Origin of the sequence: Microbacterium sp. EF45047 (assembly GCF_028472845.1) — a bacterium.
Classification (GTDB): domain Bacteria; phylum Actinomycetota; class Actinomycetes; order Actinomycetales; family Microbacteriaceae; genus Microbacterium; species Microbacterium neungamense.
In genome coordinates, this window is record NZ_CP069429.1 from 2415507 (window position 1) to 2428716 (window position 13210).

Sequence of the window (13210 nt, forward strand, 5' to 3'; positions counted from 1 at the left end):
GCTCAGGCGGGCACGGCCTCCGGCAGCGCGTCCGGCATCGCGCACGAGAAGCGGGCGCGGTAGGCGGTCGGGGTGGTGCCGAGCACACGGGCGAAGTTCTGCCGCAGCACCGCGGCGGAGCCGAAGCCGCACTCCTCCGCGATGCGCTCCAGGCCCCAGTCGGTGCGCTCCAGCATCCGCTGCGCGTGGATGATCCGCTGGCGGGTGAGCCACGACGCCGGGGTCGCGCCGAACTCGGCCTTGAAGCGCCGGGCGAACGTGCGCGGGGACATGTGCGCGCGCTGCGCGAGCTCCTCGACCGACAGCTCGTCGCGGATGTTCTCCACGGCCCAGTCCGCGACCGCCGCGAGGGAGTCGCTCGGCGCGGCGGGCAGCGGCCGGTCGATGTACTGCGCCTGCCCGCCGTCGCGCTGCGGCGGCACGACCATGCGCCGCGCGATCCGGTTCGTGAGCTCGGCGCCGAGTTCGATCCGCAGCAGGTGCAGGCAGGCGTCGATTCCCGCGGCGGTGCCCGCGCTGGTGATGATGCGGCCATCCTGCACGAACAGGACGTCGGGGTCGATGTCGATCCGCGGGTACATCGCCGCCATCGTGTGCGCGTACATCCAGTGCGTGGTCGCCCGGCGGCCGTCGAGCACGCCGGCCGCGGCGAGCACGAACGACCCGCTGCAGACGCTGAGCACCCAGGCCCCGCGCTCGACCGCGGCACGGGCCACGTCGATCAGCCGCGGGTCGATGCGCCCCCAGCTCTCCCGCGGCACCGGGCAGAAGACGACGAGGTCGGCCTCGTACGCGAAGCTCAGGTCGTGCTCGACGTTCACCGAGAAGCCGAGCTTCGAGCGCACCGGCCCGGGCTCGACGGCGACGACCCGGAAGTCGAAGTCGGGGACGCCATCCTCCTTGCGGTCCAGGCCGAAGGCCTCGCAGGCCACACCGAACTCGAAGGGGGCGAAGCCCTCGTCGATCACGCAGGCGACGGTCTTCATCGCACTCCTCCCGGCCGAGACGACGTGACAGTTTTCCTACGAACACCGTCCGTTCTGCCACTCGTGACAGGTTCTCTACGATCGTAGCGTTTCTGCCATGATCATCGCCATCCTTCTCGCAGCACTCGCCCTCTGGGGCGTCATCGCCACGATCATCGAGGTGCGCCGGGACGGCTACCGGCCCGTGCCGACCGATTGGTCGCGCGTCGCCGGGATCGACGCCGCGCAGCATCCCGAGCCCGGCGTCGGTTACCGCTGAACCCGGATGCCGGCGGGCCGGCCGTCACTCCGGCAGGGGCTCACTCCGGCAGCGGCTCGCCCCGGTACAGCGCCTCGAAGGTGTCCAGGGTGCGGTTGATGTCGTGCACCGCAACGCCGTCGAGGGACGCGCGCTGCATCCGCTCGTACTCCTCGGGGGCGGCGGTCAGCACGCGCGTGAGCTTCTCGGCGAGGTCGTCGATGTTCCCCGGCTCGAAGAGGTAGCCGTTCTCGCCGTCGTGCACCAGGTGCGGAAGGGCGACGGCATCCGCCCCCACGACCGGCAGCGCCGAGGCCATCGCCTCCATCGTCGCGATCGACTGCAGCTCGGCGATCGACGCGATCGCGAAGACGGATGCCCGGGAGTACAGGTCGCGCAGCTCCTCGTCGGACACCTGCCCGTGGAAGGTGACCCGTCCGTCCAGGCCCAGCTCGTGGGCGAGGTGCTCGAGGCTCTTGCGCTGGTCGCCGCCGCCGACGACGTCGAAGTGCACGTCCAGCGCGGGGTCCAGTTTGGTGAGGGCGCGCAGGATGACGTCGACCTGCTTCTCGGCGGTGAGCCGCCCGACGAAGATGACCCGGTTGCGCTCGCGCGGACCGATGACCGGCCGGTAGTTGGACCGGTCGATGCCGCAGCTGATCGGCACGACGCCCTCGATGTCGATCGTGCGCTCCAGGAAGTCGGCGGCCTTGCGCGTCGGGGTGGTGACGGCGCGGGCCATGTCGAAGGTGCGCTTCGCGTCTGCCCAGGCCAGCTTCAGCACGATGTCGTCGATGAACTTCGGCATCGTGGTGTGGTCGAGGATGTTCTCGGCCATCACGTGGTTCGTCGCGATCACCGGGATGCGGCGCTCGCGCGCGATGCGCATCAGACCGCGGCCGATGATGATGTGCGACTGGATGTGCACGACATCCGGCTGGACCCGGTCGAGCACCTTCCGGGCGTAGTGCTTCGAGCGCCACGGCCAGACGAAGCGCAGCCAGTCGTGCGGCAGCCAGCGCACCGCGGGGAGGCGGTGCAGGGTCATCGGCTCGCCCTCGATGATCTCGGTGTGCGGCGCCGAGCGGCGGTAGGCGGAGTTCGGGGCGACGACGTGGACGCGGTGGCCGCGCTGCACCAGCCCGGCCGCGAGGCGCTCCGCGAAGCGCGCCGCGCCGTTGATGTCGGGGGCGAAGGTGTCGCATCCGATCAGGATGGTCAGGGGGCGATCAGAGGTCGACGGATCCGTCGGTTCGCGATGATCGTCGGAGGTTGTCACGGAGGGCTGCCTATCTGTAGCTCTCGAGTTCGGTTGCCACGGTGGGGCGCAGGCCACTCTACCCGAGGGGACTGCGGCGGCCCGGAGGCCGTGCCGAGGTGCATCCCGTACCGTAGGGTCATGCGCCTCACCTCCTCCGCCGACCCCGCGCTGTGGATCCCCGTGACCGAGTCGTTCGGCTGGCGCGGACGCCGCCATCGCAAGGCGGCGATCCGGATGCTGCTCGACCAGGCGGCCGCCGGCGCCGGACGCGAATCGCTGCCCGGCTCCCGGTTCGGCACCTGGCTGGCCAGCCAGGCCGTGCCGATCGCCATGCGCCGGGCGCGCGGGCGGGTGCTGGCGTGGACGTGGAAGGCCGAGCCCGAGCTCGTGGTCGCGATGGCCACGGTGCAGGAGCTGACCCCGCAGCTGCGCACCGCGCGCGCGATGATGCCGATGGAGTACGACGACACCGAGGCCTTCCCGACTCCGCTCGGCGTGGGGGAGAAGCTCGTGGTGGCGATCCCGCGGACTCCGGCTTCGCCGCCCTTCGCGACCTACACCTGGGACACCGGCACGCACCTGATCACACTGAACGCGGTGTGCAGCGACCGCGAGCGCTTCGGCACGCTGGAGGGCGCGCTGGACGATCTCGCCCGCAGCATCCGCATCGCCGACGACCTGACCGCGGGCGAGTCGGACGTGCTCCGCCTGCCGCCGGCCTGAACTCCGCCCGGCCAGAGCGCGTCCGCCCGACCTCCGCCGTCAGGACCGGAGCGCGGTCTCGATCACCTCGCGAGCCGGCGCGTGCAGGGCCTCCGCGGCCGTCCGGCCGGTCGCGGCGAGGTAGCGGTCCGCGAGGCGGTTGCCGACCGCATAGCCGCCACCGGTCGGCACGCCCACCGGCTGACCGCCGAAGCGGCGCGCGGTGGCGTCGCCGAGCACCCACGCGGCGAAGTTCCGCATCCCCTGGACGTCGAGTCCGGAGACGACCTTGTCGAACACGGCGTCGTCGTGCAAGTGCGGCCGCGCGATCGGGGTGTACCCGAGATCGTCGCCGTACAGCTGCCGCGCGAAGGCGTCGGCGAGCCCCTCCGAGACGACGTGGTCGCCGACCGCGACGGTCGCCGGGTTCCAGACGGCGCCGCCCGGCGCGAAGCGCAGGTTGTGGTGCAGCTCGTGCACCGCGGACGCCTCCAGTCGCGCCAGGTTCTCGTCGGTCGGCCACAGCGTGAGGCTGATGTAGCCGGTCCATCATCGTGATCGTCATGTCTGCCACGGTAGAAGTTGACGCAGCGGACAGGTCAACCTCGGGCATCCGACCCCGCGTGCCGACCCGCGATCAGATGTTCACGTCTCCGACGAGGTTGACCTTGATGCCCATGCCGTCGAACATCGCGGCCTTGGCGAGGAGGGCCTTGTCGGCGGTCTCGGCGTCGGGGGCGTAGACGACCTGCGCGTGGTTGGCCTTGTGCCGGGCCATGAACTGGTCGCGGGTCTGGCCGTGCAGCACCACGTGCGCGATCGGCCACTCCGGATTGGTGGCGTTCTTGCGGCGCTGCGTCTCCTCCTCGGGCAGCTCGATCACGGTGCCGCGGAAGATGTCGGCCTGCAGGATGCCGTCGGCGATGAACACCCGGCTGATCACGACCTCGCCCGGCTTGGAGACGCCGTTGATCGTGGATCCGCCCGCGGGGAAGAAGACGTGCCCCTGCCGCCAGCCCTCGGCCTTGTCCCAGCCGCCGAGGTGCGAGGCAGGCACCGAGCCGGAGATCTCGTAGACCCAGACGAACTCGCCGTCGTACTCCTCCCCCCAGCGCACGTCGTGCAGGGTGTTGTCCGGCACCAGGCCCATGGCGCGCCAGACCCGGTCGGTGACCAGCGCATCCACCGCGACGGCCTCGTCGGCCTCGTTGAAGTGCGGGAACGCGCGGCCCTCGTGCAGCACCCGCGAACCGTCGCGCGAGGTCACCGGCGGCCGCTCCGTGGAGTTCAGGATGCCCTCGGCGAGGTCGGATGCCGGCACGAGGTCCTTCAACCCCTGCTGGTACTGGATGCCGACCGCGTCCAGCCCGAAGTCGTCGGCGATCCGGAGTGCGGCGATGTACATCTTCAGCTGCCACTGCACCTGGTCGCGGGTGAGTTCGGTGGCGGGGTCCTCGCCGTAGCGGAAGGTCATGCCGCGGTCGATCAGCCAGTCGTAGGCGGCGTCCGCCTCGGCATCCGTCACGCGCAGCATCTCGGCGTACAGCGCCGACTGCGAGAGCCGCTCCTTGTAGATGCCGGTCGCGTTCAGCAGCTCGTCATCGAAGATCGCGTTGTACATGCCCATGCAGCCCTCGTCGAACACGCCGATGATCGCCTTGTCCGCGAGCAGCTCGGCGGCGAGCGCCTGGCCGAGCTCCTTCTCCGGGGAGTCGGGCAGCGCGGGCAGCGGGCGCACGTGCGAGGCGTCGTGCGTGATGCGGCCGGTCTCGGTCCACTCCCGGATGCCGGCCTTGAACCAGTCGTCGGTGAAGTCGACCGACCAGATCGTGGCGTACTCCTTGCCCATCTTCGTCAGCCCGGCGTTCAGGCCGAGCAGCCCGACGAGTCCGGGCCAGTCGCCGGCGAAGTTCGCCACCGTGAGGATCGGCCCCTGGTGGGTGCGAAGCCCGGCGAGCACGTGGTGCGAGTACTGCCAGACCGCCTCGGCGACGATCAGGGGCGCGTCGACGGGGATGCGCTTGAAGACCTCCAGGCCCATCCGCTGGCTGGAGATGAAGCCGTGTCCGGTGGCCGGGTCGACGTCGTTCGCACGGATCACGGTCCAGCCGAGGTCGCGGAGCACCCCGGTGACCCCCTTCTCGAGTTCGACCTGCGTCGGCCAGCCGGCGGTGTTCGCCGACTCGCGCAGGTCGCCCGAGGCGATGAGGTAGGCGGTCTTCGGTGCGGATGCCGGGCGGGATGCCGGGGTGGGGAGGGCGTAGCTCATGGTGTGCTCCGGGTGATTCGGGGAGGGTGGTCAGTGGGTCCGCTGCGCGTGGGCGAGCTCGTGCACCACGTCCTTCGTCGCTTCGTACAGCCGCAGGTAGCGGTCGAAGAGCGCGTCGTAGGTCGCGCGGACGGCGGGGTCGGGGGTGACGGTCTCGGCGATCGGGTTCCAGTCCGTGATGACGGGCGCCGCGCCCTCGGCGGCGACGGCGGATGCCGCGAGGAACGCGGCGCCGTAGCTGGCGCCGATCGTCGTCTCCGGCACTTCCTGCACGAGGCCGGTGGCGTCGGAGACGATCTGCAGCCAGAGCCGGCCCTGCGTGCCGCCGCCGACCGCGACGATGCGGCGGATGTCCGCGCCGGCGGCGCGCATGGTCTCCACGTTGTGCCGCACGCCGAGGGCGGTCGCCTCGAGCGCTGCGCGGTAGAGGTCGCCGCGGCCGTGGCGCAGGGTGAGTCCGGCGATCACGCCGCGGGCATCGGGGTCCTGGATCGGCGTGCGCTCCCCCGCAAAGTAGGGCAGCATCACCAGCCCGCGCGCGCCGGGACCGGAAGCCGCCGCCTCGGCGAGCAGCTGCGGGTAGTCCGCCTCGGTGAGGTCCTTCAGCCACGCGGTCAGCGCGCCCGAGGTGGACAGGCCCCCGGCGAGGTTGCGGGTGCCGGGGAAGGCGCCGGCCGTGGTCCACATCGACGGGGTGCGCAGCGTCTCCCCGCCGGTCGCGACGAGGAACATCGTCGTGCCGTACATCAGCATGAGATCGCCAGGCTCGTGCGCGCCGACGCTGACGGCCTCCGTCCAGGCGTCGATGGTGCCGGCGACGACCGGCGTGCCGGCCGGGATGCCGGTGAGCCGGGCGGCCTCCGCGGTGATCGTGCCGGCGATGTCACCGGCCCAGGCGAGCGGCGGACGCTCGAGCCTGCCGGCGTAGCGGTCCCACCACGGCTCGTGCCAGCGTTCGCGCTCGATGTCGTAGAGCGGGGACACCTGGCTGGCGGACTGGTGATCCAGGACGTATGCGCCGGTCAGCTTGCGGGCGAGCCAGGAGGCGGGCATGAACAGCCGACGGGCGCGCGCCCAGGCATCCGGCTCCTCGTCCGCGATCCAGGCGATCTTCGGACCACCCGCCTGGGAGGTGAGCACGGAGCCGCCGATGCGGGTGATCTCGTCCTCACCGAGCTCGTCGGTCATGTGGGCGATCTGCGCGGTGGATCGGGTGTCGACGCCGTACAGGATGGCGGGGCGCACCGGCTCGTCGTGCTCGTCCGCCAGCAGGATGCACGGACCCATGCCGCTGACCCCCACGCCGACGACCTCCGCGTCTTCGTCCGCCAGCAGCTCCCGCGCGATCGCGACGAACTCGTCCCACCAGATGCGACCGTCCATCTCCACCCAGCCGGCGTGCGGGCGGCCGACCTCATGGGCGCGGGTGGCGGTGGCGACGATGGTGCCGTCCTCCGCGACGAGCACGCCCTTGCTGCTCGACGTGCCGACGTCCACTCCGAGCGTGCAGCGCATCTCGTCCTCCTGACTGATGAGACCTGCGACCACGATACGCGAAATCGATTTCATCATGCAACGCGCTCGTCACCGCGCCGCGCGCCGCGGGTCACTCGCCGACCGAAGCGGGATGCAGTTCGCCGTGGAGCACGACGTTCCGCGGCGGGCCGGCCTCGCCGTGCACTCTCTCCAGCAGCATGCGCGCCGCTGTCATGCCCATCTCCCGAGCGGGGAGCCGCACGACGCTCACCGCCGACGGCGACAGTGTGGTGAACGGCAGTCCGCCGATGACGGCGACAGCGACCTTCGGCGGCGTGAGCGCGCGCTCGCTGAGCACCTGGATCGCCCCGACGCCGATCAGGTTGTTGCCCGCCACGACGGCGTCCGGCGGCTCGGGCAGCGCGAGCAGCCGCTCCATCGCCTGGCGCCCGCCGTCGACCCGGAACGACGAGAACAGCAGGAGGTCTTCGGGCGCCTCGAGGCCCGCATCATGGTGCGCTTGCCGCCAGCCCTCCGCACGTTCGGCCGCGGTCTCGATGTGCTCGGGTCCGCCGATGTACGCGACCCGGCGGTGGGTGCCCAGCAGGTGCGCAGCGGCGGCGCGTCCGGCCTCCCGGTTCGCCATCACCACGCTGTCGATTTCCGCTCCGGCGTGACGGTCGACGGCGACGACGGGGCGGCCGGAGTCGAGCAGCACGTCGAGCGCCGGCCGATCCGAGGCCGGCGCCAGGATCACCCCGGACATGTGCTCGGCCACGGCGATGCCCAGGTAGGTCGATTCCTTATCCGGCTCGGCATCCGAGTTGCACAGCACCACGGAGTACCCGGCCTCGGATGCGACGTCCTCGACCCCGCGCGCCACCTCGGTGAAATAGGGGTTCTCGATGTCCGGGATGATCAGCCCGATCACCTCGGAGCTCCGCCGCCGAAGCGTGCGGGCGGTGCGGTTGGGAACGAACCGCAGCTCTCGGGCCGCCGCACGCACCGCTTCGGCCTTCTCCGCCGACACGCTCGTCCCGTTGAACACGCGCGACACGGTCGCCGGCGACACTCCGGCGGCGCGTGCGACGTCGTAGATGGTGGCCATGACGGTCCTCGGGTGATGGCTTGCAGGACTTCTGACCTTACCTGCGTCGGTCATCGCCTCCCCGAACTCACTGCCGCGGCCGAGGCCGCGACGAACGTCTCGTCGACTCAGGCGTGAGCCCGCACCACGCGCGCGACCTCCGCGCGCCCGGCGTCGTCGGGCGCGGCGATCGCCATCCGGCAGTGCGCGTCGGTGACGCCGAGCACCCGGTAACCCTCTTTCATGCGCGCCATGTCGCCGCCGATCAGGGCGACCACCTCGTCGACGGCTTCCTGAGCCGCGGCGACGGCCGAGGCGTCGCCGGAGCGAGCCGCATCCGCGAGAGCGCGGAACGGCTTCGGCGTCACGGCAGACACGCCAGACACGACGCCCTGCGCACCCGCCCCGGCGGCGGCGACCAGGTCGCGATCGGCTCCGGTGTACAGCTCGAAACCCTCCGGCACCGCCGCTCGGTAGGCCGCGAGGTCGTCCAGCGTCAGCTCGCTGACCTTGGCACCCACCACGTTCGGCAGCTCGGCGAGCCGCACCAGCAGCTCGGGCGACACGGGGTTGCCGCTGCGCGCCGGGTAGATGTAGACGTACAGGCGCCCGTTGCCGACGGCATCCGACACCTGCCGGAAGTAGTCGAACACGGCGTCGTCGGTCGAGCGCAGGTAGTACGGCGTCAGCGCGGCAAACTCGCGCACCCCCAGAGCCCGGGCGACCCCGACCAGGCGCACGGCCTCGAACGCGCTCGGCCGCCCGACGTGCACGATCACGCGCATCCGATCGGCGAGCTCCTCCATCGCGGCCGACACAAGCGCGGTGAACTCGTCGACGTCGACAGCGGGGAACTCTCCGGTCGTGCCGAGCACGAAAGCGCCCTCGTGGCGAGGCTGTAGCTGCTGAACGAGATTTACAGGCTGTAGATCATCGCGCCCGCGGTGAAGACGAGGAACCCGATCAGCCACGGCGCGATGAACAGGTACCCCGCGATCGCCTCGCGCTTGTCGTAGCGGTCGCGTCCGGCACGCCGGACCTCGCGGGCACGCGTGGCGCGTCGGCCGGCCGTGCGTGCCTCGGTGACCGCCACGATGCACCTCCTCGAAGTGAGCGGGGTGGCCATCCTCTCGGCGCACGCGGGACGGTGTCGAGGGGCTTGCCCGCCGATCGTTCCTGTGCAAGCGCTCAGCCCCGTCCGAGACAGACGGATGCCCCGGGCGATATAATTCCGTCGCGCCCCTCGTCGCTCGACGACTCCGCCAGACGCCCGCCGTTCGGGTGCCATCGCACCCCGGCAGCGCTTCCGCGGCATCCGCGACGGCGCGACACGCTCATTCCGAGCACGGTCCCCGGTCCGCCGGCGGTGCTCGGCCGACCCCGCGAAGGAGGACGATGATGACGACACTCTCGGCGCTGCCCCGCACCCGCCACCGCAGCACCGATCTCATCGCACGACCGGACGTGCTGCTGGATCGGGGCCTGCTCCATCTCGTCCACGACGACGTCACGCCGTGGCAGGCGCGCATCGACGACCTGCGCGCCACCGCGGACGCCCTCGAAGCCGCCGGCATCGATGTGATGCTGATCCGCCGCGACCGGTCCACCCCGTCCTTGGTCGTGGACGCCGAGAACCGCGAGGCCGCCATCCACGCGCTGCGCGCGCACCTGCCCGAGGACCCGTTCTACGTCAAGCTCAAGGGACGGCCCGCCGTACCGGTGGAGGATGCCGTCGCACCCGCCGGCGCGCCCTCCGCGCTGCGCGTGTTCCGCCCCCGGATCACACCGGGCCGCACCCTCCGCTACGGAGCGTCGCTGGCCGCCCGCGTCGAGTTCTGGCGGTTCGGCGCAGACCTCGTCGAGGCGCCCGACGACAACGTGCTCACCCGGCGGCTCACGCCGGCATCCGACCTCTCCTTCACCGAGGTCGAGCGGTACGGCCGGGTCTGGCGCACGATCGACGGCATGTTCGACCCGCTGCCGGACGAGTTCCGCGAGGACGTCGACATCGTCTTCTCCTGGGTGGACGGCTCCTCCACCGAGTTCCAGCGGCAGCGCGCGGCGCAGCTGGCCGCGCACGTGGTCGGCGAGGGCGACGACGGGCCGGCCCGCTACCGGCACGTCGACGAGCTGCGCTACGCCCTGCGCAGCGTGCACATGTACGCACCGTGGATCCGCCGGATCTTCATCGCCACCGACTCGCCGGCACCGCGCTGGCTCGCCGAGCATCCGAAGGTCACCATCGTGCGCAGCGAGGAGTTCTTCGCCGACCCGAGCGTGCTGCCCACGCACAACTCGCACGCCGTGGAGGCGCAGCTGCACCGCATCCCCGGCCTGTCGGAGCACTTCCTGTACTCGAACGACGACATGTTCTTCGGACGGATGCTGGAGCCGGAGCTGTTCTTCGCCCCGGGCGGCACGACGAAGTTCGTGGAGAGCGAGATCCGGATCGGCGCGGGCGCCCCGCAGGTGGAGCGCAGCGGCCACGACAACGGCCTGCGGGTGAACCGCGCCCTGCTGCGGGAGCGCTTCGGGCGGACGATCGTGCGCGACCTGGAGCACTGCGCCGCCCCGATGCGCCGCAGCGTGCTGTTCGAGCTGGAGCAGACCTTCCCCGAGGAGTTCGCCCGCACCGCCGCCGCGCGGTTCCGGTCGATGACCGACATCTCGGTGACGAACAGCCTGTACCACTACTACGCGCTGTTCACCGGGCGCGCGGTGCCGACGACGCGGCCGCGGGTGCGGTACGTGCACACCACCACGGCGGGTGCGCTGGAGCGGGTGGACCGGCTGGTCGAGAGAAGCGACCTGGACATGTTCTGCCTGAACGACGGCGCCGAGACCGACATCCCGGAGCAGCTGCGGATGCGGGCCGTGCGCGACGCGCTGGAGCGGCTGTTCCCGATCCGCGCGCCGTGGGAGAAGGCGGATGCCGCGGAGGACGCCGACCGGGCATCCGCCGCGATCAGCGGCTAGCCTCCGGCCGGCTGGTTCCCCGGCCGGCGCGGCTGCTGTCGTGCCGGCTGCCCGCCCGGCACCGCCTCCCCGCCGTCGTCCTCGCGGCCGGCGGCGGGGATGCGCGGGCGCCACAGCACCACCTCGGTGGAGCGGCGCACCCGGCGGCCGGAGGGCAGGGTGATCACCTGACCCGACGGCCCGGCGGCGAACACGCGCACGCCCGGGCGGTTCTCCCGCTCGGCGCGCAGCGCGTTCTCGAGTTCGGCGACGCGGCGGCGCAGCATCCGCACCTCGTTCTCGAGGTCGAGCAGCTTCGCGATGGCGGGCAGGTTCATCCCCTCGCTGGAGAGCTGCGCGACCTCCCGCAGCTGCTCGATGTCGCGCATCGAGTACCGCCGCGAGCCGCCGCGGGTGCGCCCGGGCACGACCAGCCCGAGCCGGTCGTACTGCCGCAGCGTCTGCGGGTGCATCCCGGCCAGCTCGGCCGCGACCGCGATCGCGAACAGCGGGGAGTCCGCGTCCATCGTTACACCTGCGCTTTCGCCATCATCTCCGCGCGCGGGTTCTCCTTCGGCTCCAGCTCCTGGAACCGCTCCAGCGCCTCGCGCGCGGCGGCATCGAGGTGCGACGGCACGACCACCTGCAGCTCGGCGAGCAGGTCGCCGGAGCCCTTGCCGGTGGTGATGCCGCGGCCCTTGACGCGCAGCACACGGCCGGACGGGGTGCCGGGGGCCACGCGCAGCCGGACGGTGTCGCCGTCCAGGGTGGGCACCTCGATGGTGGCGCCGAGCGCGGCCTCGGTGAAGGTGACCGGCACGGTGATGCGGAGGTTCTTCCCCTCGCGCCTGAACACCGGATGCGGGCGCACGGTGACCTGCACCACGATGTCGCCGCTCTCCCCGCCGTCCGGCGAGGGGCGGCCGCGGCCGCGCAGGCGGATCTTCTGCCCGTCGGCGACCCCGGCGGGGATCTTGACCTTGAACGGCTTGCCGTCCTCGGCCTGCAGGGTGATGGTCTCGCCCTTGGCGGCCGTCATGAAGTCGATCGTGGTGCGGGCCGTGACGTCGGCGCCGCGCTGCGGACCGCCGAACCCGCGGAAGCCGCCCGTCTGCTGCCCGAACCGACCCGACCCGAACCCGCCGCCCTGCGTGAACATCGAGAAGATGTCGTCGAAGTCCGCGGTCTGGCCGCGGCCGCCGAAGCGGCTGAAGACGTCCTCGAACCCGCCCGCGGCACCCGGGCCCGCGGTGAAGCGGGCACCGGAGCCCATCGCGCGGATCTCGTCGTACTCGCGGCGCTGCTCGGGGTCGCTCAGCACGGCGTACGCCTCGCTGATCTCCTTGAACCTCGCCTCGGCGGCGGCGTCGCCCGGGTTGGCGTCCGGGTGGTACTTCCGCGCGAGCTTGCGGTACGTCTTCTTCAGGTCCGCGTCGCTGACGTCCTTCGAGACTCCCAGCGTCTTGTAGAAGTCCTTGTCGAACCAGTCCTGGCTAGCCATCGATCACCTAGCCCTCCGTGCCCGGCGACGCCTCGTCCGGCACAGCGACGACGACCTTCGCCGGGCGCAGCTCGACCTCGCCCAGCCGGTAGCCGACCTCGACGACCTCGAGGACCGTCGGCTTCTCGACGTCCGGCGAGGGCTGCTGGAAGATCGCCTCGTGGTGCTGCGGGTCGAACTCCTCGCCCTTCTCACCGTAGGCGACCACGCCGAGGCGCTCGACCGCCGCGCGCACCTTGTCGGCGATCACGGCGAACGGGGAGCCCTCCTCGAGGTCGCCGTGCTGGCGGGCGCGGTCGAGGTCGTCGAGCACGGGCAGCAGGCCCTTCGCCACCTCGCCCTTGGCGCGGGCGATCTCGATGCCGCGCTGCTCCTCGGTGCGCCGGCGGTAGTTGGCGTACTCCGCCTGCAGGCGCTTGAGGTCGGTCAGCAGCGCGTTCTCGGCGTCCAGCAGCGCCGCGTCCTCGGCGGCAGCCTCGGCGGTCTGTTCGGTGCCGAGGATGTCGTCGACCGTCAACTCCAGGTCGTCGTCGGAGCCCTCGGCGGCCGCGGCCTCCGCGGCATCCGGGTTCTCCGCGGCATCCGGGTTCTCGGGAGCCGGCGCGGCATCCGGATTCTGCGGCTCGGGGCCGGATGCCTGAGCATCCGACCCCTCACCGGACTTCGCCGGACCGTTCCCGTCTTCGGGTCCCTGAGCCTCCTCGAAAGGCTCGTCCAAGTTCTTGTCCGTCATGA

Annotated in this window: 14 protein-coding genes; 3 read left to right on the forward strand and 11 right to left on the reverse strand. The window is 71.7% G+C overall.

What is annotated here, in order from left to right:
• Window positions 1-2 precede the first annotated feature (2 nt).
• Window positions 3-986, reverse strand: coding sequence for a GlxA family transcriptional regulator (locus JRG78_RS11825; RefSeq protein WP_272653421.1), 984 nt, complete (start codon window positions 984-986; stop codon window positions 3-5).
• Window positions 987-1083: 97 nt separating this feature from the next.
• Here JRG78_RS11825 and JRG78_RS11830 point away from each other — a divergent pair, with 97 nt between their 5' ends.
• Complete coding sequence (locus JRG78_RS11830) at window positions 1084-1245, forward strand: hypothetical protein (protein ID WP_272653422.1); 162 nt, start codon at window positions 1084-1086, stop codon at window positions 1243-1245.
• Between the two features lie 40 nt (window positions 1246-1285).
• On the opposite strand, the gene JRG78_RS11835 is transcribed toward JRG78_RS11830, so the two are convergent.
• A complete protein-coding gene (locus tag JRG78_RS11835; protein WP_272653423.1) occupies window positions 1286-2503 on the reverse strand; it encodes a glycosyltransferase in 1218 nt (405 codons plus the stop codon).
• Window positions 2504-2623: 120 nt separating this feature from the next.
• On the opposite strand from JRG78_RS11835, the gene JRG78_RS11840 reads away from it, so the two are divergent.
• On the forward strand, window positions 2624-3208 hold the full coding sequence (locus JRG78_RS11840; RefSeq protein ID WP_272653424.1) for a hypothetical protein: 585 nt from the start codon (window positions 2624-2626) through the stop codon (window positions 3206-3208).
• Between the two features lie 39 nt (window positions 3209-3247).
• On the opposite strand, the gene JRG78_RS11845 is transcribed toward JRG78_RS11840, so the two are convergent.
• From JRG78_RS11845 to JRG78_RS11870, 6 genes are all read right to left on the reverse strand, one after another.
• A complete protein-coding gene (locus JRG78_RS11845) occupies window positions 3248-3724 on the reverse strand; it encodes a DUF2268 domain-containing protein (protein ID WP_272653810.1) in 477 nt (158 codons plus the stop codon).
• Between the two features lie 100 nt (window positions 3725-3824).
• On the reverse strand, window positions 3825-5456 hold the full coding sequence (locus JRG78_RS11850) for a fucose isomerase (RefSeq protein WP_259606856.1): 1632 nt from the start codon (window positions 5454-5456) through the stop codon (window positions 3825-3827).
• A 30-nt stretch (window positions 5457-5486) separates the two neighbouring features.
• Window positions 5487-6971: an FGGY-family carbohydrate kinase gene (locus JRG78_RS11855; RefSeq protein WP_259606857.1), complete on the reverse strand. Its 1485-nt coding sequence runs from the start codon at window positions 6969-6971 to the stop codon at window positions 5487-5489.
• A gap of 91 nt (window positions 6972-7062) precedes the next feature.
• A complete protein-coding gene (locus JRG78_RS11860) occupies window positions 7063-8040 on the reverse strand; it encodes a LacI family DNA-binding transcriptional regulator (protein ID WP_259606858.1) in 978 nt (325 codons plus the stop codon).
• Between the two features lie 107 nt (window positions 8041-8147).
• Complete coding sequence (locus JRG78_RS11865) at window positions 8148-8990, reverse strand: dihydrodipicolinate synthase family protein (protein ID WP_259606859.1); 843 nt, start codon at window positions 8988-8990, stop codon at window positions 8148-8150.
• Window positions 8936-9112, reverse strand: a complete 177-nt coding sequence (locus JRG78_RS11870) for a hypothetical protein (protein WP_259606860.1) — start codon at window positions 9110-9112, stop codon at window positions 8936-8938. Before JRG78_RS11870 ends, JRG78_RS11865 begins: the two co-directional genes overlap by 55 nt.
• Window positions 9113-9417: 305 nt before the next feature.
• On the opposite strand from JRG78_RS11870, the gene JRG78_RS11875 reads away from it, so the two are divergent.
• Window positions 9418-10995, forward strand: coding sequence for a stealth family protein (locus JRG78_RS11875; RefSeq protein ID WP_259608210.1), 1578 nt, complete (start codon window positions 9418-9420; stop codon window positions 10993-10995).
• Here JRG78_RS11875 and JRG78_RS11880 read toward each other — a convergent pair.
• Genes JRG78_RS11880 through JRG78_RS11890 form a run of 3 tightly spaced genes read right to left on the reverse strand, consistent with a single transcriptional unit; the run spans window position 10992 to window position 13208 of the window.
• The gene (locus JRG78_RS11880) at window positions 10992-11501 is read right to left on the reverse strand and encodes a heat shock protein transcriptional repressor HspR (RefSeq protein WP_259606861.1); all 510 of its coding nucleotides are present in this window, start codon (window positions 11499-11501) and stop codon (window positions 10992-10994) included. The two genes, JRG78_RS11875 and JRG78_RS11880, sit on opposite strands and share 4 nt — an antisense overlap.
• A gap of 2 nt (window positions 11502-11503) precedes the next feature.
• Window positions 11504-12475: a DnaJ C-terminal domain-containing protein gene (locus JRG78_RS11885; protein WP_259606862.1), complete on the reverse strand. Its 972-nt coding sequence runs from the start codon at window positions 12473-12475 to the stop codon at window positions 11504-11506.
• Window positions 12476-12482: 7 nt separating this feature from the next.
• Window positions 12483-13208, reverse strand: a complete 726-nt coding sequence (locus tag JRG78_RS11890; protein WP_259606863.1) for a nucleotide exchange factor GrpE — start codon at window positions 13206-13208, stop codon at window positions 12483-12485.
• Window positions 13209-13210 lie beyond the last annotated feature (2 nt).